This window comes from Cryobacterium sp. Y50, from assembly GCF_002929805.1.
Taxonomy (GTDB): Bacteria; Actinomycetota; Actinomycetes; order Actinomycetales; family Microbacteriaceae; genus Cryobacterium.
In genome coordinates this window covers 1-22,439 of sequence record NZ_PJJM01000064.1, presented here as the reverse complement: position 1 = coordinate 22,439, position 22,439 = coordinate 1, and the positions used below count along the sequence as shown (strand labels likewise).

The following is a 22,439-nucleotide window of genomic DNA, read 5'->3' as shown; positions in this document are numbered from 1 at the left end:
CAATAATCACTACAGGGAGGTGGACGATTATCAATACCGTCGGTCGCGTATGTGTAATTACTGGTGGCGCAAGTGGCATAGGTGCGGCAACCGCCAGGCGCCTGGCAGGCGCTGGGTATCGAGTGGTCGTCGCGGATCTTGATCTCGACGGTGCTAACAGGGTCGCTGCGGAGATCGGCGGTTTCGCCGCACATGTCGACGTCGTTAACGAGCAGTCAGTTCGCGCTTTGCTCGGGGAGGTCCTTGAACGCTGGGGCACACCATACGCACTCGTGACATCCGCTGGAGTCACGCAGGCCCCGGTTCCTGCGGAAGATCTTGACCTGCCGGAATGGCAGCGCGTCATGACGGTGAACGTTCAGGGCACGTGGCTTCCCGCACAGATCATCGGAACGGCGATGGCTGAGGAAGGGCGCGGAGCAATAGCGACGATCGCCTCCGTTGCTGGCATGCGGTCGATGCCCTTACATGCGTATTCCACGTCGAAAGCCGCCGTGATACAACTCACGAGCAACCTCGCAACGCAGTGGGGTTCTCGCGGAGTACGAGTGAATGGGGTGGCTCCGGGGTACACGTTGACGCCACTTCTTGAGTCGCGTATTGCAGAAGGAGAACGAAAGATTGAGCGGATCCTTGCTACGAATGCAATGGGCCGCCTGGTGACAGCGGACGAAGTCGCCTCCACTATCGAATTCCTTATCGGAGATGCAGCCTCCGCAATAACGGGCGTTACGATCCCCGTGGATGCAGGCTGGCTGGTCACACCATCGTGGTCGACCTATGGCGAGTTGGTGGAGCTTTCTCACGATCACACGAACCCTTTATCCAAGACAAATGAAAGGACACGACAATGACGATGCGAACCTTATCCGGAGGGGCCAAGGCAGTCGTTGTTATAGGTGCTCTCGCGCTTTCGCTGACGGCATGCAGTTCCATAGCGCCGGCAACAAATGTGGGCGGTGGCGAAACCGTCACATTGCGGCTCGCCTCCCCGCTCCCCGCCACGGGAACCTATGGTGAGGCGCTGGAACACTGGGCTGCGGCAGTCGCCGAAGCGTCCGACGGTGAGATAGAGGTGGAGATCTACACGAGTGGTTCTCTGCTCTCGGGCACCGACATCATGCCAGGCGTGTCGGACGGGCGGGCCGACCTCGGGCTGATGTTTAGTAACTACCATGTTGAGCAACTAACTCTTTTCAATGCGGTTGCGACGCCGTTTGTGTCCAACAACACAATGGCCACGGGGGCGGCTTTCAAGCAGCTCTATTCTGAATCGGATCTGATGCGGGAGCAGTTCGCAACGGCCGGGATAGTTCCGTTGGCTTTCGTGCTCAATGGCGCGGCATCAACCGGGACTCGTGATGAGATCACGACCCTTAGCGACCTCGAGGGCCAGCGTATTCGCGTCCCCGGCACTGTTGCCCAGATGGAAGGCCTGGTCGGTGTTGATGCGGTCTTCCTCGAACTGGCTGAGCTCTATGAGGGCGTTGATCGAGGAGTCGTCGACGGCTGGTCCGGCGTTGACTTCGCCAGTGCAATGTCGTTGGGCCTTGCCGAGGTGACTCCGCATGCCACGGACCTCGGTATCGGACAGTACGCAAGTGCCGCAATTATTGTGAATCCAGACACTCTTGCGGGCCTGTCTGCTGAGCATCAGGCAATAATCAACGAGGTTTCGGCTCGGTACCCGGAAGCTCTGTCGAATGTGATGACCGATCTTGAGGCGCGAGCGTGCGACAACCTCCTCGACGCGGGTGGGAGCGCAACTCGCCTCAGCGACTCAGCGGTCGAAAAGTTCATCACGGCCACTGAGGACGAGATTAATGCGTCACTGCAAAGGGCTTCTGTGGATGCAGGGCTTACCGCGGCGGAGCACGACGACTTTATTGAGCGGTACAGGGAGTTGATGACAAGTTACGACAACCCGTCTGGCTACGTTGACGGCCTCGAGTTGTGTGTCGCGAAGTCCGCTGAATGACCCCCCCGGCTTCTGAAAGCGATGCAGGTAAAAAGGAATGTTGAGCGTTGGCGTGATTCTCGTGCTGGCCGTCGTGATGCTCCTCGTCCTGATGTTTTTGAGGGTGCCGGTGGCAATCTGCTTGCTGGCGGCCGGCGTTCTCGGACTGATCCTCTTGGACGGGCCCCAGGTCGCTTCCGCATCGCTTGCACGCGTGCCGTTTCAGGCAATCGGCAAGACCACGCTGATCGTGATTCCGATGTTCATCCTCATGGGCATGTTCGCGAAGGAGAGCGGTCTTGCCGAGCGTTTGTTCGCGGTGATCAGAGAAAAGGCTGCAAGATTGCCGGGAGGCCTGGCTGTCGCCACAATCCTGGCTTGCGTCGGTTTCGGAGCGGTGAGCGGCTCCAGCTCTGCGGCCGTCGCAACGGTAGGGAAGCTCTCAATCGGTGAGATGTTGAAGGCCGGGTATAACAGGAGTTTCGCCAGCGGGACGGTCGCCTCGGGAGGAACCCTGGGCATCCTGATACCGCCGAGCATCGCTCTTGTCATTTATGGCCAAGTCACCGAGGAGTCAATCGGCAGCCTCTTGTTGGCGGGAATCATTCCGGGCATACTGTCCGCAGGAGTGATGATCCTTTACATCCTCATCCGTGCGACGGTGGACAAGAAGTCGGTCGGGCAAGGTCGTGGCGAGCCAGTCGCCATCAGCGCGAGCAGCTCGTGGGGTCGGATCATCGGCGTAACGGTTCGCGTCCTCGTCTTGTTCGGCATCGTCATGGGCGGCATCTATACCGGGTTCGCTACCCCGACCGAAGCCGCCGCCCTTGGAGCGTCTGCTGCCTTCATCATGTTGCTGATCGACGCCCCAAAAACAGGACGGTCCCGTTGGGTCGCTTTCAAGGCGAGTGTCCGCGCGTCGGTGAAACTCACCGCCATGATCTTCGCTTTGCTCATCGGCGCGAGCATCTTCAGCACGTTCCTCGTGCGGTCCGGTGCCCCACGTGACTTCGCTGAGTGGGCGTCCTCGTTCGACATCGCTCCGATTCTCATAGTCATGATCATGTTGCTGCTGTTCGTCCCGCTGGGGATGTTTGTGGATGGGATATCGATGATCGTTATTGCGATCCCGCTCACGTATCCCGTGGTGACGGAACTCGGATTCGATGGGATTTGGTACGGGATTTTAGCCATCAAACTCATTGAACTGGGCCTGATCACGCCACCACTCGGACTCAACGTGTTCGTTACCGCGGGCACCACGAGAGGGCTCAAAGTCGAAGAAATCTTCCGCGGCGTTGTCCCTTATTACTTGGTCGACGTGGCCATTGTGGCGATACTCATCGCTTTCCCTGTCATCGTTCTATGGCTGCCGTCAGTTGCTGGTTAGGAAGGAGAAAGTGATGCATGACTTGTTCTCACGGACCACACTGGGTCTCGGGCGGGCCACATACGTTGTTTCCGCCGCGGCCACTTTGCTCCTGTGTTTGACCACTGTGATGGATACGACCTCGCGAGCGATCGGCACCGGTTCGATTTCGTTGGTGTTTGGTCTCAACGAGTCGTTGATCATCCTGGTCGGATTTCTTCCTTTGGGTTACGCGCAGCTTGCCGGCGAACACGTGTCCTTCACCGTTCTCTACGATCGTTTGCCCAAGAGATTCCAGTCGGTCAGCCGGGCGGCTGGCTACCTGATCGCTCTTCCCTTGATCGGATGGATGACCTGGGTTTCGGTTACCGCGGGGATCGACAGTTGGCTTACCGCAGAAGTTCGGATGGACGTAGCACAGCTGCCTGTCTGGCCTGCCCGTCTCGCCTTGGCGATAGGGCTTCTTGCTTATCTGACAACCCTTGTGTATGGATTTTTCGGCGTGTTCCGAAACTGGGCGGAGTTCCCGCTGGAAGACGCGGATGAGAGCGAAGGAGAGAAAACCTATTAAAAATAAGCAGATGCTGGCAGCGCTTTACACCCGTAGGGGCGAAGCGCGCGACGTGCTCGGTACCTCCCTGATTCCCGTCCCGGAGCCTGGACCGGGGGAGGTTCTGGTACGCGTAGCATTCTCGGGCGTCAATCCCAGCGACTGGAAGGCGCGCGCGCGCACAGCACTCCCTCTTGAAGGCTTCCAAATACCTCACCAGGACGGCTCGGGTGTGATCACAGCAGTGGGAACAGGAGTCTCCGCTGACCGAGTGGGTGAACGCGTGTGGATTTACCATGCCTGCCGCGGGACCCACTGGGGAACAGCGGCAGGGTTCGTGCCGGTCCGCAACGACCAGGCCGTGGCGCTCCCTGCAAACGTGAGCCTCAAGCACGGCGCCATGTTGGGCATCCCCTATATGACGGCCGCAACATGCCTGCGTGCCTCGACGCAGGCCATTGCAGGTCGCACCGTCCTCGTGCAGGGAGGCGGAGGATCCGTGGGATCTGCGGCGATTCAGCTTGCGCGCTGGCTCAGAGCACGCTCCGTGATTGCCACAGCACGGTCTGCTGACAAGCGCAACCTCGCGCGGGAGGCGGGGGCACACAAGACCATCGACTATTCGTCACCGCGCTTCGGTGATGAGCTCGTCGAAGCTGCCCCCGACGGAATCGACCACGTGCTCGAGCTGGCGCTGGCGACCAACATCGGAGCAGTCAGCCAGGCGATCAACCCCGGAGCCGAAATCGTGGTCTATGGGGCGGACGAGGGCGATGCGCTGCTTCCGACTCGAACGCTCTTCAACTCGGGGCCCTCCATTCGATTCCTGCTCGTATACAACGTGCCGCCTGCGGAGGAAGTAACCAATGCGCTTCTGCTCAACAATATGTTCGCCAGCGGCATTGCCCCGCTGCTAGAAACCACTGTTTACCCACTCGAGCGAATCGTCGAGGCGCATCTGGAAGCCGAGAGCATTCCGTTCGGTCGAATTCTCCTGGAGGTATCACCCGATGTCTGAAAAGAAACCAAAGGTACTCATCACCGGCGGCTCCGGATTCATTGGCGTCTATACCGCGCTGCACCTCATCGGTCGCGGTGCAGAGGTGATCCTACTGGACCAAGAACCGCCAACGGGCAAGTTGGCATACCTGTTACGCGACCTGCCATGGGACTACTTAACGCTTGACGTTACCGACCGTTTGCAGACTCTGGAGACGATCACCGAACAGCAACCTGACGCGATAGTGCATGGTGCTGCAATCGTTAGCCCGGTCAGGTTGCTCACCAACCCAGAACTTGCCGCTGATGTAAACATCGCAGGTACGGTCAACGTCATCTCAGCCATGCACAAGGCGGCAATTCAGCGACTCGTGTACCTGTCCTCGATCAGCGTTCTGCCACGCCCGGTCACGGACCCCATCACGATAGACCACCCCCTTCTGCTCGGTCACCATGGGCCTGGAGGCGGGTTCTACGGAGCGTCCAAGATTGCGGGTGAAGCGTTCTGCCATGCCGCAATCGACGGTCTGGGGCTCGACTGCAGCATCGTACGACCCAGCGCGGTCTACGGATTCGGGATGTCCTGGGGTATGGGTCTCAAGGAAATGGTGGAGGGAATCGTCCAGTCTGGCGTTTATGCAACTGACTCAGCGACAACGGTGCCGCGCGACTTCACCTACGTGCGCGACGTCGCATCGCTGATTGGCACCTTGGCAGTGTCGCGCGGGCTCAGCCGCCGCGCGTTCATGGGAGCCAGCGGAGAGGCACTCAAAACACTTCACGATGTCGTGCCTGTCGTTCGCGGGCTCGTCCCGGGGGCCCGGATCGACCTCACAGACAACATCACCGATGACGACATCCGGGAGACCTCGTACCGAGGTCGCCTCGACATCGGCAGCGAGACAACCGATATCGACTGGGTGCCAGAATGGTCGCTCGCTCGTGGACTTCACGAGTACATCGCGCTGGAGCGAAAGTTCGCGACGGCGGTTCAGGCAACCCCAAATAGTGCCCCGATGATTAGGAGAGAAGAATGAGTCCAGCAATAGATATGGACACTTCAGTTGACACGGCGATCAGCAAACTGCAACGGATGATGACCATTCGCGAATTCGAGACGCAAGTCAATCTCTTATTCAATCAAGATCTTGTGCGCGGCGCCGTGCACTCGTCCGCAGGACAGGAGGCCGTCGCTGTGGGTGTTGCGGGCCAGCTCGACAACCGCGATTACCTGGCGAGTACCCACCGCGGTCACGGGCATGCAATCGCCAAAGGAGCGAGCATACATGGGCTCATGGCTGAATTGATGGGCCGATCCACCGGTGTGTGCTCTGGCAAAGGCGGCTCGATGCATGTGACCGACGCGTCAGTTGGCCTTCTGGGTGCAAACGGAATCGTCGGCGCGAGCATAGAACTCGGCATAGGTGCTGCCCTAACCTGCCAGGTTAAAGCAGAGGGGCACATCGCGGTAGCCATGTTCGGGGAGGGTGCAGTCGCTCAAGGGTCCTTTCATGAGGGGATGAATCTCGCCGCGTTGTGGAAGTTGCCGATCGTGTTCGTCTGCGAGAACAACAATTACGCCGTAAGCCTCCACGTCAAGGACTCCATAGCTGCCCCTCACGTCGTCGATTTTGCGGCGCCGTATGGCATCCCGTCAGCGCGCGTCGACGGGATGGATTTAACCGCGGTCGAGAAAGCCTTCGCGGAGGGTGCGGACCGGGCCCGCAGTGGCCGAGGACCGACGCTTATCGAAGCAGACACGTATCGGTTCATGGGTCATTCCCGGGGGGACCCAGCGTTTGGAACGTACCGGTCCAAGGAAGAACACCAGAGCTGGAAGAACCGTGACCCAATCTCCGCATATGCCAATGCTCGGAGCATTGGCGATGAGACCGTTGCCGGTCTCGAGGTTGAGGCTCGACACAACGTTCAGGACGCTATTGATGCTGCTCTCGAGAGCCCGATGCCTGTGCCGTCCGACGCTTACCGACACTTGTTCTGGGAGAGATGAAAATGGAGATCACATATGCCGAGGCACTGAATCAAGCCTATGTCGAGGAGATGGAACGCGACCAGAGCATCGTCGCATACGGCGAGGACTTCACCCGCGGCTACGTCTGGCCGGTCAGTCGTGGCCTCCTCGACAGGTTCGGTCCGCAACGCATCCGCGACGTTCCCATCTGCGAGGGGCTCCACGTCGGTATGGCCGTTGGTGCGGGTATGACTGGGCTGCGACCTGTGCTCGAGATGCAGTATAGCGACTTCGTCATGTTGGGGATGGATGGTCTCGTCAATCAGGCGGCAAAGCTTACCTACATGACTGGTGGGCAGGTTCCCATCCGGATGGTTGTGCGGCTGCCCTATGGACACTTGCGGAACTATGGCGCTCAGCACTCGCAGTCGCTTTACGGGATGTTCGCGAGCGTGCCAGGTCTGACAATCTGCGCGCCGGCGTTCCCGTCGGACGCTAAGGCATTGCTTAAGCAGGCGATGCGCGCGGACCGTCCGGTGATGTTCTTCGAGCACAAATCGCTCTATGGAGCCAAAGGGTCGGTAGGTAGTTCAGAATCAATCCTCCCCTTCGGACGGGCGAAGGTCTACGGCGATTCGCCCGACGTAGTCATCGTCGCGATCGGATGGATGGTTCATGAGGCCCTTGCGGCGCAAAAAACTCTGGCCGAGACGGGAGTCCGCGCCGTCGTGATCGACCCACGGACGCTCGTTCCCATGGACGTGCCCACTATCGTGGAGGCGGTCAAGAGGTGTGGCCGCATTGTGATCGCCGATGAAGCGCCCCTAACGGGCGGATTCACTGGCTGGCTTGCTTCCCGCGTACAGGAAGACGCGTTCGACTATCTGGAGGCTCCCATCGGCCGCGTGGGTGTTCGGGATATTCCGATCCCGTACAGCTGGACGTTGGAGACCGAGGTCATTCCCGACCGTGTCGACATCACCGCGGCTGTCCAGAAAACAATGGAGTACTGAGCAGACGTCATGGGTAATATAAAAATGACCGTGCCGAAGTTCGGAGTATCCACCGATTCCATCGGGATCGTAGAGTGGCTCAAGGAGATCGGCGATGAGATCCGGGCCGGTGAACCCGTGGTGCTAGTCGAGACAGACAAAGCGACGATCGAGATCGAGGCGACGACCGACGGGGTCTTGTTCGCTCATCTGGCCGAAGTAGGGGATAACCTCGACGTTGGTGAACCCTATGTCGAGATCCAGACGTTTGAGGCGAGAGCACCGGCGGACGTAGGGGCGTCCGACGTGGTCCCTATGGAAGCGGTGGCTACGGGGGCGCTGCTTGGGGACGCCCCCGAACCACTGGCCAGTCCAGAACCTACTCTTGATGAACTCATCCCGAAAGGAGAGCGCCCGACGCTGCAGGGCGTAATGACGGAGTTATTGCCCGAACCGGTTTCGGTGATGGTACGCGCTCAGAGCGAGCCGAGGAACGGCGGCATCCGGGCGACGCCCAGTGCTCGTGCCCTGGCGAGATTCAGCGCTATCGACCTGATGAATGTCCAGGGAACCGCGCCCAACGGCCGGATTCGCCGCGCCGACGTCGAGGAACACCTCGGCGCCCGCGCAACCGGGCGACCCGTCGGTGCCGAAAGATGGACCCTCACTGTCACCGTGCCATTAGGGCCCCTTGGAGGGGCCGCGACTGCCGATGTCGCCGTAGCCGCAGCTGTCATGGTGCTCGGTCGCAAATGGCCGAACTGGCAAGCCATACGCGTACGTGATGATGATGACGCTGGGTTAGTGATCGAGCGTCGCATGGCTGAGAGAAAAGGGACCAACAGTGATCTGACCTGGACGCCCGCGGGACCAGTTGAGATTCAGCAACCAGGGTGCGATATTACCTTCATCGTCTCCGAGGTCGCGGGGCTTGCGCCCACCCTGCCCGTGGCGCTTGGTATCGCGATACTGACGATCTTTTCTACGATCGGTGATTCATCACGCACGGAATTGGGGATAACCTTCGATCCAGAGCGGTTTAGCTCTCGAGACGCTTACGTTGCACTCAACGATGTGAGTAGTTTCGTCGCCTCCCCGCACAAACTCATCGGAGAGCTATGGGATCGGTCGAGACCGTGACGTCATCGAAGCCGCGGTGCCTCTAGGTGAATAGCGACGGCATCCGAGCAAGCGAACTTCTCGCCTCGTTAGCGCGCCGTGGCTCGTTCTCGGACGCTTTGTTGGGCCAATCGTCGGATATGCTCGACGGCGCGAACCACGAGGATCTCGCAAACGCTCTTGTGATCAGTGATCACCTCACATCGCTGCAACACAGGCAGAGGGTCGTCGAGGCCCTTCATCACACCGCCGTAGATCTCACTTCGCTGACGGATGTAAACCAGGTGCTACAAGCAATCGTCAGTCGTTCTCGTGAACTGATCATGGCTGACGTCGCGTACATCACACTCATGGAGAGGGACATCGGTGGTACCCGTGTCCGGGCCTCTGTTGGCACCACTTCGTCGTCCTTTGAAGCGCTGACGCTCAAGCCCGACGAAGGACTTGGGGGCCTTGTGGTGCGGACGGGGGCACCTGTCGTCACCAGCAATTATTCGGCTGACCAGCAGTTCACCCACGTACCACTCAATGACGAAGCAGTTGCCTCCGAGCGTTTGCGCTCAATGGTTGGTGTTCCGCTGCGTGTGGGCTCGGACATACTCGGTGCACTCTTCGTTGCCAACCGCGGTCTTCAACCCTTCAACGAGACTGACATCGCGCTGATATCGTCGCTGGCCGCGCATGCGGCGGTAGCGGTATCGAATGCCAAATTATACGAGGATTCGCGGTTAGCGACAGAGCAACTGGATCTGGCCCACATGACCATCCGCCAGCATGCCGAAGAGCTTGAGAAAGATTTTTCCGAGCTGGTCAGTCTGTCGGAGGCGATCCTGCGTCCGGAGCCCCTCGCCGTCGTTGTGGGTCGAGCCGCGGAAGCAATCGGGGGCGATCTCGCGCTCGTGCTAAAAAGTGGCGCAGTGCTGGCTCGTCACGTCCGAGTCAACGATGGCGGCGGACTCGCACGCCTCCTCGAGCGGGTGCCGGCACAAACGAGCGTGATCGCCGCCACAGCCGTCTTCCGGGGCTCTGACCTCGGTCTTGGTGACGCTAAATCGGCGGCACGTGGATTCGTGTCCTGCCTTCTGGCGCGAGGCGAAGTGCTGGGATACGCATATGCGTGGCTCCCCGAGGGCGACATTGACGAGAGTCTGCGCGCCGTGCGGCGGATCTTCATCACCCTTTCGTTCGCCATGATGGGCGAGCAGTTTGAACGCCAATATCAGGAGCGGTCGCTCGCACAATTCTTTGACTATCTGAGCACTTCAGATCGAGTTCACGGGCCGGATGTGGCCATGGTGGCGCGTGGCTTTGGGATCACCATGCAGGATTACAGCCACGTCTGCAGCTGGACCGGGCGCGAGATCCCGGGCACGATTGCCAAGCAAATAGTATCCGCTCTGACTAATGCTGGTATCAAGGCGTCGATGCACGATGGCGACGTGGCTGCGCTCGTACCCCGTGATTTTAGCCCTCACGACGTCCACAATTTGGCTGCTGCGGTAGATGGCGAGGTGCTGATGGCGTGTGGTATCGGCAGCTTGGACACTCAGTCGTGGGATGAAGGGTTGCGGCAAGCCAAAGCGTGCGCACAAGCTTTGCTGGCACTTGGCCGCACTGGTGAGGCAGCCGACCGCGTTGAGCTTGGGCTGTTTGGTGTGCTCGCCGCGAACCTCGGTGGTTCAAGCGTGGACGCAATCATGGACCGCGAGCTTGCCGATGTGCAACGTCATGATGCTGAGCACGGATCCTTGTTACTGGACACAATCGAGGGTTGGTTCGAAGACAATTACAGCAGCACCAAGACAGCGAAGCGACTCCATATTCACGTCAACACACTTTATCGCCGCTTGGCGAGGATCGAAAAACTACTCGGCGCTGGGTGGGACCGCGGTGATCGGGCACTGGAACTTCGCGTCGCGTTACGCCTCCGTCGTTTGTCGGCGCGAGCTGTCGGTCGCGCTGGATCCTGATCGCGATATTCAAGGAGCCGGACTCGCTCGTCATGCTGAGAGGTCGTATCGAGCAGATGATGCCCTCGCGTTGATTTGCCGGACGTTCTCCTCACCTCTGTCTCAATTCACCATACGGGCGCACTCCCTACACTTGGCGCACTACTGGTTATTTTCTATAAGAGCTCTCCATTTCGTGGCCCCTCGCGTTCATCAATCAGAGCATGGCATCCTGCAAGGCAACAGTGATGCTTTGTGGCGTATCCGATCCAAAATCAGGGCCTGCGCCTCCACACGGGGCAGACGCCGGGCCGAAAGCCTCACATTACGGCTTGTATTCAGGGCCACGAAATGGATAACCCTTTTTCTGTTTGCTCTAAGCGCATTAACTCGCTGTAGGCGTATTTGAAATTTTTCTACTTTTGAAGAGGATAAAAAATATGAGTGAATTTTCCCGCGCCGTCGTACTCGGTGGCGGTGGCGTTGCCGGTATTGCCTGGGAGACCGGACTCGTTGCTGGACTTGCTAGCCAGGGCGTGAACCTGGCGGATGCTGATCTGATCGTTGGAACGTCGGCTGGCGCTGCGGTGACAGCCCAGATCACGAGCAGTTCGACGCCCGAATCCCTTTACGCCGACCAGATCAACGATACCGGCGCACCCGAGCCAAAGATCGACGTCGACATGGACGCGCTGCTCGCGGAAATATCCGAGATCCTGGCGAACGAACTGGATCCCGTGACCGCGTTGAAGCGTGTGGGTGAGCTCGCTTTGGAAAAGGACCGAGTACCCGAATCGGAGCGTCGTCAGATCATCGAGGCGAGACTCGCTGACTACGAGTGGCCGAAGCAACTTATCAAGTTGACAGCGGTCGAAGCCACAACCGGCCAATTCGTGGTTTTCGACAATAATTCAGGTGTAGGGCTCGTTGACGCGGTTACGGCTAGCTGTGCACTTCCGCGCGTGTGGCCTGCTGCCACGATCAACGGCTCTCGCTACTACGACGGAGGCATACGTTCGAGCACCAACGCGGACGTAGCGAAAGACTACGACCGCATTCTTGTGGTCGAGGTTTTGAAGCTGCCGGAGACTGCGGATGTGTGCGCGATCGAAGATCGGAGCAAGGTCTTGGAGATTTCTCCTGACGAAGCGTCGAAGCGCGCGCTCGAGAGTCTGATGGATCCTGCGGCGCGTCCAGCTTGCGCAAAAGCCGGGTACGAGCAGGGTGTGGTAATAGCCGCCCAGGTTCGCGGGTTCTGGGGGTGACCCTACCCGAACTGAGTTCAGCGGGCGCTCCAAATGCCGCGTTGGGCGGCCAGTATGCCCTTGTAACGGTTGTTAGCCGATAACCAAACCAGTTAACAAACATTAAGGGCTCTGACCTGCCGCGGGTATTTCGGACAGCGGAATTAGTGGTTTCTCCTACGCTGCCAATGCTGGCTGTTGATAACCATAATGGACTTCATTCGGCCGGCGATAACCGAGTGCGGAGTGCCGGCGTCGACTGTTGTAAAACCCTTCGATATATCGGATGACGTCGCTGCGAGCTTGTGATTTCGTGGCATAGGCAGTGCGGTAAACACGCTCGTTCTTGAGCATCGAGAAGAAGCTCTCGGCCATGCTGTTGATGCCCCTATGGTGTCAAATCGACCAGTGTTAGATGTTTGGGCTGGTCAGGGATAGTTTTGATGATGGTGAATATTTCGCGGGCGATGTAGCGTTTCAGGCAGCGGATGACGTCTCGTTTGCTTGTGCCTTTCTCGGTACGGTTTTTCAGGTATTCCTGGGTGCGTGGGTCCCATCGAAGTCGGGTGAGCACGATGCGGTAGAGGGCGGCGTTGGCTTGTCGGTTGCCGCCCCGGTTGAGTCGACGTTTCGTTGTTTGCCCGGATGAGAACTCGACTGGGCTCACCCCGCACAGGGCCGCGAAGGATGCCTCGTTCGTCATCCGTTCGGGGTTGTCACCGACAGCGATGATCAGCGCTGCAGCACTGTCGTAGCCGATACCGGATCGTTGGAGGAGTTCTGGCACGCAGGCCGTGACTGTCTGCGTTATGACTGTTTTCAGGCGGGTGAGTTCGTCGGTGAGGGAGCTGATCCGGTGGGCAAGTTCCGCCATCAGCATCCGCTCGACACTGGTGGGCAGCATGACCGCACAAGCCCGGGTGAGAGCTTTCGTGGTCAGCCCTCGCAGACCGGGTTCAGCGCCGACGACGAGTCCTGTGAGTTGGTTGATCGCGGTCGTGCGTGCTTTCACCGCTGAGGACTTCACTAACCGCATCTGGCGAAGGTTCTCGCTTCCTCCGATACCGTCCTTCGGGGTCGATAATGAGCGACCCGCGTGCACTGCTCGTCCGGCAGCTTCGGCATCGACTGCGTCTGTTTTCCCCGCTTTTCGCCGTAACGCACGATCGGGTTGGTTGACCTCGAAGACCAGCACATGTTGTGTGTGGAGGTATTTCATCAACGCGAAAACCGTATGAGCCGGTGCACTCGATTCCCGCCGCGCTCACCTCACCGAAACGGTAAGCCCACAACAAGAGAGCCTGATAGCCGGCACTGGTGGTTGCGAAACTGTGGGTTGCCAGAAGCACCCCAGCCATCGTGAGGACGGCTCCGACGTGAACATCTTTATGCGTATCGACGCCGAGGATTACTCCTTCGCCGTGGAATACCCCATGAGGTTTGCGAGGGCGCTTTAGAACGGGGGCGGGCATTGAGTTGGCCTTTCATTCGCTGTTCTATCGAAGGCGGTTCCGCGAAGAAAGTCAGTCAGGACTGTGACGATACACACGGGCAGGGAACACCCGGGCAAGGCCCCTATTGGGACATGGCTTAGCAGGCGGAACCCTGCTCCAGACTGGGCTGAGGTCGACAGATCAACACAAGGACACGCCACGGTTGAGCGGCGGTCAATCCCAACACGGGTCAAGCCGCGACCAAGCCTGGTGAGCTGATCGTGTCACAGTCCCAGCACACGCCGGTGCGGCCCATCGAGGATCGCATCCCTAGGCCGGTCACCAGCGCCCGAAACTCGGCCGATGTGTAAACGCTGCCCCTGTCGGAATGCCAAATCGCGTCCGGCTCAATCAGAGTCGTCGCAGCGGCGTTCCGGAGGGCGTTTGCGACGAGCTCGGTACGCATGTGGTCGGCGATGGACCAGCCGACGACCTTCTTCGAATAGCAGTCGATGACGGTGGCCAGGTAGATGAACCCTTGCCAGGTATGGATGTACGTAATATCGCCGACGAACTTCACCCCGGGGCGGTCGGCAGTGAAGTCGCGTTTGACGAGGTCGGGCATGCTCGCGGCCGCCGCGGCGTCGGCTTGAGTCGTGATGCGAAAGGGCCGCGGTTGGCAGGCAACGAGGCTGATCTGGCGCATGAGTTGCCGCACCAGCTCGGGCGAGCACTCGGTCTGCTCGGCGCCCAGGTCGGCGTGGATCCGGCGGTATCCGTAGGTGCCGTCGGATTCCTCGAAGAAGTGCTGAATCCGGGCGATCAGGGCCTGTCTGCGGGTCGCGGTCGCGGACTGCGGCCGGATTGCCCAGTCGTAGAAACCTGACGTGGACACGGCCAGCCAGAGGCACATTTTCACGACCGGATTCTGGTTGGTGGGGTCAGATTTTTGGGAGTCGATGTACTCGTACTTGCTCACTACCGCTGCTCCCGCGCGAAGTAAGCGCTGGCTTTTTCAAGAATGCGGTCTCCGCCCGCAGCTCGTGAACTTCCCGCTCGAGCTCCTTCAGTCGGGCCCGTTCCGAGACTGTCAGGTCGGCTTCGGTACCGCCGTTCCCCTCGCGGTATTTGCCCAGCCAGTTCCGAAGAGACTCAGCGCCGACGCCGTACGCGGTGGCGACGTCCTTGATCGGTTTGGAGGTGTTGATCACCTCACGGCACAGCTCGTCTGTGAACTCCTGGGTGAAACGCCTACGTGCTGCGGTCATGCTGATCTCGACTTTCAGTGATCCCTCATTTTAAGAGGGCCCACTGTCCGAGATATCCGCGGCAGGTCATAGTCCCCGGAATGCTTGCGGTGAGTATGGTGTTTGCTGGATGCGTGCCATCGCCGGAGCACACGGAGTACGTCGCGCTTGTGCGCCCTCAGGTGGATGAGACGATCATGACAGCCGCGATTGAAGGCAACCTCGCGCTCGTCAATGACGAGTGCTTCGGGATCGAAGCCGAGGCAGGGCTTTTCGTGGCCGTCTTCCCCAGAGGGACAACATCTGACGAAGAATCCGTCACCATCCCCGAGGTCGGCAGAATTGAAATCGGGGAACACCTGTCCACTGGGGGAGGGTTCATCCCACCCGATCGGGCCGGGGTATATATACCGGGAAACTGCACCACCAAAGAGGTTATCGCTGTCACGTCCCGTTGATACTGTGTGGCGTCTGCCTGCATGCGCGCCCAAAACAACTGCAAAAGATCCGGCCTCAAGAAAATTGAATACTCCGCCCTGACAAGACTCATCCAATAAGTGTTGCAATCACCGCAAGAACCCATACACAGCCAAGACACACCCCACGGCGTTACTGAACAGCAGCTAGTAGTGTCCTGCGCCGTAAGTTCATTTGTTAAATGTTGAATGAGGAAATGGAAGAACTTAAGGCACTCAGCCCGTGAATTCCTGATCCGACTTCGCCAAAGGACTCCTGACGCAGGACATGTGTTTGTGACGGTTTCGTCGGGGAGATTAATCCCGACGGTGCTGGGCGTTACTCACCCTTTCCCGTGGTCCGAAAACGAGCTGTGCTATCGTCGTTAGTGACATTTCAAAACTTCATCAAGGACGCGTACTTGTGGCACCCCTGTCTGATGGGTGGCCGTTTACGTCTGGAGGCCCTGACGGATGCGATCTCATGATTGCTCCAACCCACCGCGGTTTGGCGCATAGACGGTCGAGGCCTGCCCGTTCCACAAGAGCGATGACGCGACAGGGTGGCCGCATGAGTGGCTTTTTCGGCGTAGATCGGGAACCCGTGAGCGACATTACTACCAACACTTCTTCATCACCCGTCTTTGCCATGCGTGCCGTGGCCTTCACCGTCGAGGCGCCGAGCGAGATCGTCGTCACAGCCGATCACCTCTACAAAACCTTCGGTCGTTGGCCGCACGAGATCGCCAAACGACTCTCTGCCGTCATCTGCACCATCTTCGCCCAGGCCGACGCGAAGTACGCTCAGGCCCAGTTCGACGAGGTCACCTGGATGCTCGAGCGCGCACACCCGAAAGTCGCCGAAATGCTCCACGAGGCGCGCTTAGGACGGGAGCTAAAGATAAGTAGTGAACGACTCAATAAAGAGATCACATGCCGCACCGACGTCGGCGGTGTGTTCCCCAGCTCTCCGGCCCTGCTCTGTCTCGCAGGAGCCGTCCCCGTCGAGCGACACGACGACTGGGAAGCCGGGGCCCGCCGCTACCTCTCCGAGGACTGCATGCGCCAACTAGAGGCATTCAACACCGCTCTTTCCGGTCTCGACATCAGGGCCATGAAGGAGGTGATTCCCGTACCCGAGCTCATTGAGGCATAGTCAAATTAGCTGACCCGCACGGTGACGTTGAGTTACACCACCCGGCGGGGCGTGGCCGCAATAATTTAAACAAATGGATAACTCACTTTAACGATTTGATGTACAGCACAGCACGGAGATTGAATGAATCTCTGCAAACCCGTCCGGCGATGTCGCCGGGGAACGGAGCAATCATGGTTGGAAATATTTCACGACGTACTACGTTTGGTAGTGCCGGAGTCGCGATCCTGATGGTCGGACTTCTCGCCGGTTGTACGGCGACCACCGCTGGCGGAGAGACGGACGGCGCACCGGCTGACGCATCCGCATCGACGCTTGAACAACTCCAGGACAAGGGCACGATCACGGTTGGATTTGCCGGTGAAGCACCCTATAGCTTTCAAGACGGCGACCAGCTCACCGGGGCAATCGTGGCCCTGCACAAAGAAATTTTCGGAAACCTCGGCATTGAAACCGTTGAGGGGGTTAATACTGAGTTCGGCGCACTGATTCCTGGCCTGCAGGCTGGCCGGTTCGACGTCGTCAGTGCTGGCATGTCGATTTTGCCCGAGCGATGTGAACAGGCCCAGTTCAGCGAGCCGGAGTTCAACTATACGACGGCCTTCATGGTCACCGACGGCAACCCGTTGGGCCTGAGCGACATGGCTTCGATTAAGGACTCAGGGGCGCGCATGGCCACCCTTACTGGGTCCGTTGAGGCCGGATACGCCGAAAAGCTCGACATCGAGGCGAGCAATGTCGCCACACCTCAAGACGGCATGGACGCAGTGGTGAACGGTCGAGCCGACGTGCTCGCCCTCACCGGAATCTCGTTGAACTGGATGAAGAACAATAACCCGGACGTTCCCGTTGAGGTGACTCCGTCGTTCGTCGCCGTGATTGACGGTGTCGATCAGGTTGGAGCCGGCGGAACCGTGTTCCTGACCGGTGACGATGAACTGGTCGCCGCGTACAACACCGAGTTGAAGAAGATCACGTCCGACGAAGCTGCCTACGTCGCGATCATGGGTGAGTTCGGCTTCACCGCCGGAGAAATGCCTGACCCTGACATGAGCACTGCCGATCTCTGTGAAACGGCCTAGGCCTTCCAGAAACCACCGACGAGGTCGCCGTGAACAACGTCGATGCGTTCATTGCAGCGCTGCCGGGGATCGGTAGGGGAATTCTAGTGACCCTTGAGCTAACCCTCGGCGGCGCAGTGTTCGCGTTCCTGATCGCCCTGGCGCTTGGTCTGGCCACTCGTAGCCGGTTGCTGCTGGTGCGCGGAGCGACACGGATCGTGATTGAATTCTTCCGAGGTACCTCGCTCCTGGTGCAGCTCTTCTGGCTGTTCTACGTGCTCCCGCTGCTGGGAATTCGTCTGGATTCGCTATTCTGCGGCATTCTGGCGCTCGCACTGAACTACGGTGCCTACGGGGCAGAAGTCGTGCGCGGCGGAATCAGCGCGGTGTCAATCGGCCAATTCGAAGCGAGCCGGGCACTCAACTTCACATCGTGGCAACGGATGCGACGGGTCATTTTTCCGCAGGCCTGGGCTCAGATGGTTCCCCCGTTTACGAATCTGCTAATTCAGCTGTTGAAGGGAACGGCGCTGGCGACGTTTATTCTGCTGCACGATCTGAACTTCTTCATCAATGAGTTGCGTCGTTCGACAGGAGACACGCTGTTCGCCTACGGGATCGGCCTGGTCATCTACTTCGTTATCGCCTACCTCCTCACCCTCGGGATGAATGCCGTCGAGGTTCGGGCAAAAAACCGCATCGCTGCCGGGCCGACCCTGCGTGAGGTGATGGGCCTGAAGCCGCCGAAAGCCAGATCGCAGATCGACCAGACGCCGCGTTCACGAATGACCGGGGTGATCTCGTGACCGATCTCTGGAGCTGGGACCGCGCATTCCAAGCCGTGCCTGTGCTGCTTGAGGGTTTTCAAATCACTCTGCTAGCCACGGCTCTGGGTATGGTCGTGGCAGCAATTCTCGGGCTCGCTATCGCTATTTCACGTCGCTCACAATTTCGCATCATTCGTTGGCCCGTTGGGGCAATGAACGAGTTTATCCGTCAGACGCCGCTCGTGGTGCAGTTGGTGTTTGCCTACTATCTGTTCACCAGCATCTCGCCGCTACAGATCGGCATCACCGTCATCGGCATCCACTACGCGACCTATATGTCAGAGGTATATCGTGCGGGCATCGATGGTGTTGCACCGGGACAATGGGAGGCCACCCGAGCTCTCTCGATGGGTCCCGTCCGCACCTGGCGAGCGGTGATCCTGCCGCAGGCTATTCGCAGTACCCTGCCGGCGCTGGGCAACTATGCGGTATCAATGTTCAAGGAAACACCATTCCTCTTCGCCATCAGCGTCGTCGAGATGGTCACCGCGGCGCAGCAATTCGGCGCCCAGCATTTTCAATACATCGAAGCGATTACCTTGGCTGGGTTGATCTTCTTGATCGCTAGCTACCCGACATCACTGCTTATTCGGAAACTGGAGACCAGACTTGCCTACTAAAAGCGCCGCACGCACCACCGCAGTTCCCGAACCTCCTCGGATCCAGTTTGAGGGGGTCGTTAAGAAGTTCGGACTGAACACGGTGCTGGATGGACTCGACTTTTCGGTGGCACGCGGCGATCGAGTGACCCTGATCGGACCGAGTGGGTCAGGCAAGACCACTATTTTGCGCTTACTCATGACTCTCGAAGAGGCTAATGGCGGCTTGATCTCCATCGATGGTGAACCATTCACTCATGAGCGCAAGGGCAAGCGGCTCGTGGCGGCGTCCGAAAAATACAAGCGTCGGATGCGTACCAAGATCGGAATGGTCTTTCAACAGTTCAACCTGTTTCCCAATATGACAGTGCGAGAAAACATCACGGAAGCGCCGCAGCATGTTCTGGGGCAGTCCAAGGATGTTGCAAATATGCGTGCAACAGAGTTGTTGGCTCAGGTCGGACTGGAGGGGAAAGCGGATGCGCACCCTTCCCAGCTTTCCGGAGGTCAGCAACAGCGGGTCGCGATAGCCCGCGCCCTCGCCATGGAGCCGAAAATCTTGTTGCTCGATGAGGTGACTTCGTCGCTCGACCCGGAGATCGTTGCGGAAGTTCTGGCAATTTTGCGCGACATCGCTCTCAGCACGGACATCACGATGCTCATCGTGACGCACGAAATGCAGTTCGCCCGCGATGTCTCCAACCGGGTACTGATGTTTGATGGCGGCCGCATCGTGGAAGAGGACGAACCAGAAGCCATCTTCACTAACCCCAGAGAAAAGCGCACGCAGGATTTCCTCAAAGCTGTCTTGTAATAAACCTTCGCGTTTTTCTGCAGACCGTACCCAAACATAGACCCGGGTGATTCTGGAGAACACGAGCGCTGCCGCCGAGCAGATCTACCGACTGCCCATTGTGATGTCGTTGTCACCGGCCGTGGCCCCGGGAAACTGGCTGCCGACCGAGGGGCCGCTGAGCCAGCGGGGCATCGGTGTCATCTCTCCGTGTGACATGGCTCTCGACCGCGTTCCCCAGAATCGTCGCCATGCTCCGACGCCGCTAACCAGCAAGCAGCTGGCACGACCCAGGCACCGAAGATATTGTCCATTCCCGACACAGCATGGATCAACAAACCAGCCGACAAACCCATCGAGAATGAACAGCTGGTGTGGTATCGCCCCTGGGTAGTGGACACGGGGTAAGCGGCGAGTTGAACTTCCGCGGTCTGTGACGAGTGTTGCAGTTCGAAGTCGACTGAGCTGACCTGTCCGATCGAGGAGTGCCGGCGCCGACAGTAGTATCGGTCCTCGAACCAGGCTCCGACTTCGCGGTGGCGCGGTCGCGGGTGGGCCACAGTCGGCGGTAGTAGAACTCGGTCTTCAGTATCGCGAAGAAGCTCTCAGCCATTGCGTTGATGCCCCTACGGTGTCAAATCGGCCAGTGTTAGATGTTTGGGCGGGTCGGAGATAGTTTTGATGATGCACCGTCTCAGGTTTCATGCCGCCGTTTTGTTGGCGGCTTCGATATTCATCGGGCCGTTTGTTCCAGCGCAATAGTTGAGCTCATATTCAGCCGGCGGCAGGTTCCCCAAGGCGCTGTGAAGCCGCCGATTGTTCTACCAGTCGAAGATGAGTTTTTCGACGTCGGCGAGGGTCTGTAACGGCCCGGTGATGAAGGGTGAGTTCTTCGCGGCGGCCTCGTTTTTGTAGAGGCCCATCACGGTCTCAGCGGCCGCATTGTCATACGCGTCACGCACCGTTCCAATCGATGCGCCCAAGCTCTCGAGTGCGACAGTCTCGGTGAACTTGATCGACATGTATTGCGAGCCGGCATCATTGTTAAGCCGAATTCGGCTTAACAGTGATTAGGCCGAGGATAACGCTAAACCGAAAAATCGTGCCGCTGCCCATCGTCTGCTGGGAATTGCTCTTCTTTCTCGGGTTAGTGTCTGGCGGTGTTGGCGTTACCGTCGTTGTATCCGGATGCCCAGTAAAGAGAAAATGCAATGGAAACAATGGTTGAAGAGATTGGTATGGCGGTCGTCGACGCGCTGGAAGTGGCCGGCTACAAGGAATCGACGATTGGTCAGTATCGTAAGTCGATTCGGGTTTTGGCAGTCCTGGCGCAGAAGCAGGGTGGCGTCTACACACTCGGCTTCGGCGCAGAATTCGCATCGATGATGATGATGATGATGATGATGAGTGCGAGGACGGGCAGGTTCAGTGCTCAGCGTCGTTTCGATTACGGCAGATTAGAAGCAATGAACGCCGCGACGCCCGGTAGCAGCCAGTCCGACATTGAATGGCTCACCGAAGAAAAGCTTGAAATGCTCTACACCCTCGCGTAATCAACGGAAACGCTAAGCCGAAGAATGACGGCTGGTTCTCGGCGAGCAAGGGCAGCAGCACGATTTCTCGGCTTAGCGTTTTCCTCGGCTTAATCGCTGTGATGTATCAAACCGGGCCGTACGGCGTGGCCGGCATTGTCGCGACGCCAGAGCGCCATATCCAAACAGACCTCAACGAACGGTGTGTCTTTGACCGTTGACGCATGCCAGCCCACGATCGCACGAGAGTACACGTCGATCGCGAAGGCCACGTAGACGAAGCCGCCCCAGGTGGGGACGTACGTGAAGTCCGTGACCCAGGAGTGGTTTGGGCGAGGCGCACTGAAGTTGCGTTTGAGCAGGTCAAGGGCTCGAGGTGAGTCCTTGCCCGTCGATGCCGACGTCCGGGGTTTCCGGCCTCGCACGAGGCCGTTCATGCCCTCGAGACGCATCAACCGGTCGACCGTGTGCTTGGAGACGTCAGTGAACTCGCCCCGGCGGAGCCACGCCGTCATCTTCCGTCGCACGTAGAGAATCTCGGGCTGCTGACGCCCGTACACATCTCTCACTTTCAATGCTTTGAGACGGTCGACGAGGGCAGCGTTGCTGTGGACTCGCACGGCGGCAGCGCGGGTCTTCCATGCACGATACGTGCTGTGAAGTGACTGCGACGCCCTGCTCGCGCAGGACGCCACACGTCAACTCGACTCCACGGCCGTTCGCCTTCATCCCCAGGATGAAAGCGACTATAGACGGTCGCGAGGGTCGAGCTCCCTGAGCTCAAGAAAGACGCCGCTACTTTGAGGATGTCATTCGTTTCCCGCAAGTCACGGTTTTCGCGCTTCAAGCGTTTGATCTCCTCGAGCTCATCACTCGTGGGCCCGGTGCGTTCGCCGGCGTCGGCCTACGCCTGGGTGACCCACTTTCGGAGCGTCTCGGCGCCGATGTTGAGCTTGGGGGCCAGGTCGCGGCACGCGGCCTACATTGACGGGTAATCCTTCACACGATCAAGGGTCATACGGACCGCTCGTTCACGAACCTCTGTTGGGTGTTTCTTGGGCATATCCGAATCCTTTCACCAGAAAGAAAACGGCAGGAAATCAGGGATGCTTCTATGTTTGTCAAGCGGTTGGCGATGAGGCTGCTGCAGCCAGGGTGCGGTAAATCTGTCTCGTGATGTAGCGC

The 22,439-nt window shown here is 58.8% G+C and carries 21 protein-coding genes and 2 pseudogenes; 18 read left to right on the top strand and 5 right to left on the bottom strand.

Annotated features, from left to right (window positions below; genetic code table 11):
- Nucleotides 1-2: 2 nt before the first annotated feature.
- The 11 genes from CXY73_RS02900 (at nucleotide 3) to CXY73_RS02850 (ending at nucleotide 12,172) form a co-directional block, all read left to right on the top strand.
- A complete protein-coding gene (locus CXY73_RS02900; RefSeq protein WP_199185269.1) occupies nucleotides 3-854 on the top strand; it encodes an SDR family oxidoreductase in 852 nt (283 codons plus the stop codon).
- The gene (gene dctP / locus CXY73_RS02895; protein WP_104176785.1) at nucleotides 851-1,978 is read left to right on the top strand and encodes a TRAP transporter substrate-binding protein DctP; all 1,128 of its coding nucleotides are present in this window, start codon (nucleotides 851-853) and stop codon (nucleotides 1,976-1,978) included. The genes CXY73_RS02900 and dctP overlap by 4 nt, the downstream gene beginning before the upstream one ends.
- Nucleotides 1,979-2,039: 61 nt before the next feature.
- Nucleotides 2,040-3,347 carry a TRAP transporter large permease gene (locus CXY73_RS02890; RefSeq protein WP_158254009.1) on the top strand — a complete coding sequence of 436 codons (1,308 nt, stop codon included), beginning with the start codon at nucleotides 2,040-2,042 and terminating at the stop codon, nucleotides 3,345-3,347.
- Between the two features lie 13 nt (nucleotides 3,348-3,360).
- Nucleotides 3,361-3,897, top strand: coding sequence for a TRAP transporter small permease subunit (locus tag CXY73_RS02885; RefSeq protein ID WP_104176783.1), 537 nt, complete (start codon nucleotides 3,361-3,363; stop codon nucleotides 3,895-3,897).
- A 10-nt stretch (nucleotides 3,898-3,907) separates the two neighbouring features.
- Complete coding sequence (locus tag CXY73_RS02880; protein WP_158254008.1) at nucleotides 3,908-4,894, top strand: NADPH:quinone reductase; 987 nt, start codon at nucleotides 3,908-3,910, stop codon at nucleotides 4,892-4,894.
- A complete protein-coding gene (locus CXY73_RS02875; RefSeq protein WP_104176781.1) occupies nucleotides 4,887-5,912 on the top strand; it encodes an NAD(P)-dependent oxidoreductase in 1,026 nt (341 codons plus the stop codon). Before CXY73_RS02880 ends, CXY73_RS02875 begins: the two co-directional genes overlap by 8 nt.
- Entirely contained in the window at nucleotides 5,909-6,886 is a 978-nt protein-coding gene (locus tag CXY73_RS02870) for a thiamine pyrophosphate-dependent dehydrogenase E1 component subunit alpha (protein ID WP_369831203.1), read from the top strand. Before CXY73_RS02875 ends, CXY73_RS02870 begins: the two co-directional genes overlap by 4 nt.
- Nucleotides 6,887-6,888: 2 nt before the next feature.
- Nucleotides 6,889-7,860, top strand: coding sequence for an alpha-ketoacid dehydrogenase subunit beta (locus tag CXY73_RS02865; protein ID WP_158254007.1), 972 nt, complete (start codon nucleotides 6,889-6,891; stop codon nucleotides 7,858-7,860).
- Nucleotides 7,861-7,884: 24 nt separating this feature from the next.
- Nucleotides 7,885-8,979, top strand: coding sequence for a biotin/lipoyl-containing protein (locus tag CXY73_RS02860; protein ID WP_158254006.1), 1,095 nt, complete (start codon nucleotides 7,885-7,887; stop codon nucleotides 8,977-8,979).
- Between the two features lie 26 nt (nucleotides 8,980-9,005).
- On the top strand, nucleotides 9,006-10,928 hold the full coding sequence (locus tag CXY73_RS02855) for a GAF domain-containing protein (RefSeq protein WP_104176777.1): 1,923 nt from the start codon (nucleotides 9,006-9,008) through the stop codon (nucleotides 10,926-10,928).
- Between the two features lie 419 nt (nucleotides 10,929-11,347).
- Complete coding sequence (locus tag CXY73_RS02850) at nucleotides 11,348-12,172, top strand: patatin-like phospholipase family protein (RefSeq protein WP_104176776.1); 825 nt, start codon at nucleotides 11,348-11,350, stop codon at nucleotides 12,170-12,172.
- A 156-nt stretch (nucleotides 12,173-12,328) separates the two neighbouring features.
- Here the strand turns inward: CXY73_RS02850 and CXY73_RS02845 are convergent.
- The 3 genes and pseudogenes from CXY73_RS02845 to CXY73_RS02835 all read right to left on the bottom strand — a co-directional run.
- Nucleotides 12,329-12,532, bottom strand: a pseudogene (locus tag CXY73_RS02845) (integrase core domain-containing protein); the annotation flags it as partial.
- Between the two features lie 7 nt (nucleotides 12,533-12,539).
- Entirely contained in the window at nucleotides 12,540-13,178 is a 639-nt protein-coding gene (locus CXY73_RS22210) for a transposase (protein WP_199185266.1), read from the bottom strand.
- A gap of 695 nt (nucleotides 13,179-13,873) precedes the next feature.
- Nucleotides 13,874-14,852 (bottom strand): annotated as a pseudogene (locus CXY73_RS02835) (IS3 family transposase); the annotation flags it as partial.
- A 176-nt stretch (nucleotides 14,853-15,028) separates the two neighbouring features.
- Between CXY73_RS02835 and CXY73_RS02830 the strand changes: the two are divergent.
- From CXY73_RS02830 to ehuA, 6 genes are all read left to right on the top strand, one after another.
- Nucleotides 15,029-15,289, top strand: coding sequence for a hypothetical protein (locus CXY73_RS02830; RefSeq protein WP_146071597.1), 261 nt, complete (start codon nucleotides 15,029-15,031; stop codon nucleotides 15,287-15,289).
- Nucleotides 15,290-15,890: 601 nt separating this feature from the next.
- The gene (locus tag CXY73_RS02825; protein ID WP_158253017.1) at nucleotides 15,891-16,442 is read left to right on the top strand and encodes a transposase; all 552 of its coding nucleotides are present in this window, start codon (nucleotides 15,891-15,893) and stop codon (nucleotides 16,440-16,442) included.
- 173 nt (nucleotides 16,443-16,615) lie between these two features.
- A complete protein-coding gene (locus CXY73_RS02820) occupies nucleotides 16,616-17,524 on the top strand; it encodes a transporter substrate-binding domain-containing protein (protein ID WP_104135109.1) in 909 nt (302 codons plus the stop codon).
- Nucleotides 17,525-17,553: 29 nt separating this feature from the next.
- Nucleotides 17,554-18,309 carry an ectoine/hydroxyectoine ABC transporter permease subunit EhuC gene (gene ehuC / locus CXY73_RS02815; protein ID WP_104135068.1) on the top strand — a complete coding sequence of 252 codons (756 nt, stop codon included), beginning with the start codon at nucleotides 17,554-17,556 and terminating at the stop codon, nucleotides 18,307-18,309.
- Entirely contained in the window at nucleotides 18,306-18,950 is a 645-nt protein-coding gene (ehuD, locus tag CXY73_RS02810; protein ID WP_104135069.1) for an ectoine/hydroxyectoine ABC transporter permease subunit EhuD, read from the top strand. The genes ehuC and ehuD overlap by 4 nt, the downstream gene beginning before the upstream one ends.
- Before the next feature lie 40 nt (nucleotides 18,951-18,990).
- Nucleotides 18,991-19,743 carry an ectoine/hydroxyectoine ABC transporter ATP-binding protein EhuA gene (ehuA, locus tag CXY73_RS02805; protein WP_104135110.1) on the top strand — a complete coding sequence of 251 codons (753 nt, stop codon included), beginning with the start codon at nucleotides 18,991-18,993 and terminating at the stop codon, nucleotides 19,741-19,743.
- A gap of 800 nt (nucleotides 19,744-20,543) precedes the next feature.
- On the opposite strand, the gene CXY73_RS02800 is transcribed toward ehuA, so the two are convergent.
- On the bottom strand, nucleotides 20,544-20,744 hold the full coding sequence (locus tag CXY73_RS02800; protein WP_104135070.1) for a hypothetical protein: 201 nt from the start codon (nucleotides 20,742-20,744) through the stop codon (nucleotides 20,544-20,546).
- A 189-nt stretch (nucleotides 20,745-20,933) separates the two neighbouring features.
- On the opposite strand from CXY73_RS02800, the gene CXY73_RS02795 reads away from it, so the two are divergent.
- Nucleotides 20,934-21,275 carry a hypothetical protein gene (locus CXY73_RS02795; RefSeq protein ID WP_199185265.1) on the top strand — a complete coding sequence of 114 codons (342 nt, stop codon included), beginning with the start codon at nucleotides 20,934-20,936 and terminating at the stop codon, nucleotides 21,273-21,275.
- A gap of 89 nt (nucleotides 21,276-21,364) precedes the next feature.
- Here CXY73_RS02795 and CXY73_RS02790 read toward each other — a convergent pair whose 3' ends face one another.
- Nucleotides 21,365-21,874, bottom strand: a complete 510-nt coding sequence (locus CXY73_RS02790) for a DDE-type integrase/transposase/recombinase (RefSeq protein WP_255411348.1) — start codon at nucleotides 21,872-21,874, stop codon at nucleotides 21,365-21,367.
- Between the last annotated feature and the right edge of the window lie 565 nt (nucleotides 21,875-22,439).

Coding starts and splice junctions, on each gene's coding strand:
- CXY73_RS02820 (WP_104135109.1), top strand. CDS start 16,616: ATGGTTGGAAATATTTCACGACGTACTACGTTTGGTAGTGCCGGAGTC.
- CXY73_RS02875 (WP_104176781.1), top strand. CDS start 4,887: ATGTCTGAAAAGAAACCAAAGGTACTCATCACCGGCGGCTCCGGATTC.
- CXY73_RS02860 (WP_158254006.1), top strand. CDS start 7,885: ATGACCGTGCCGAAGTTCGGAGTATCCACCGATTCCATCGGGATCGTA.
- CXY73_RS02880 (WP_158254008.1), top strand. CDS start 3,908: ATGCTGGCAGCGCTTTACACCCGTAGGGGCGAAGCGCGCGACGTGCTC.
- CXY73_RS02865 (WP_158254007.1), top strand. CDS start 6,889: ATGGAGATCACATATGCCGAGGCACTGAATCAAGCCTATGTCGAGGAG.
- CXY73_RS02850 (WP_104176776.1), top strand. CDS start 11,348: ATGAGTGAATTTTCCCGCGCCGTCGTACTCGGTGGCGGTGGCGTTGCC.
- CXY73_RS02800 (WP_104135070.1), bottom strand. CDS start 20,744: ATGTCGATCAAGTTCACCGAGACTGTCGCACTCGAGAGCTTGGGCGCA.
- CXY73_RS02885 (WP_104176783.1), top strand. CDS start 3,361: ATGCATGACTTGTTCTCACGGACCACACTGGGTCTCGGGCGGGCCACA.
- dctP (WP_104176785.1), top strand. CDS start 851: ATGACGATGCGAACCTTATCCGGAGGGGCCAAGGCAGTCGTTGTTATA.
- CXY73_RS02870 (WP_369831203.1), top strand. CDS start 5,909: ATGAGTCCAGCAATAGATATGGACACTTCAGTTGACACGGCGATCAGC.
- CXY73_RS02830 (WP_146071597.1), top strand. CDS start 15,029: ATGACAGCCGCGATTGAAGGCAACCTCGCGCTCGTCAATGACGAGTGC.
- CXY73_RS02795 (WP_199185265.1), top strand. CDS start 20,934: ATGGAAACAATGGTTGAAGAGATTGGTATGGCGGTCGTCGACGCGCTG.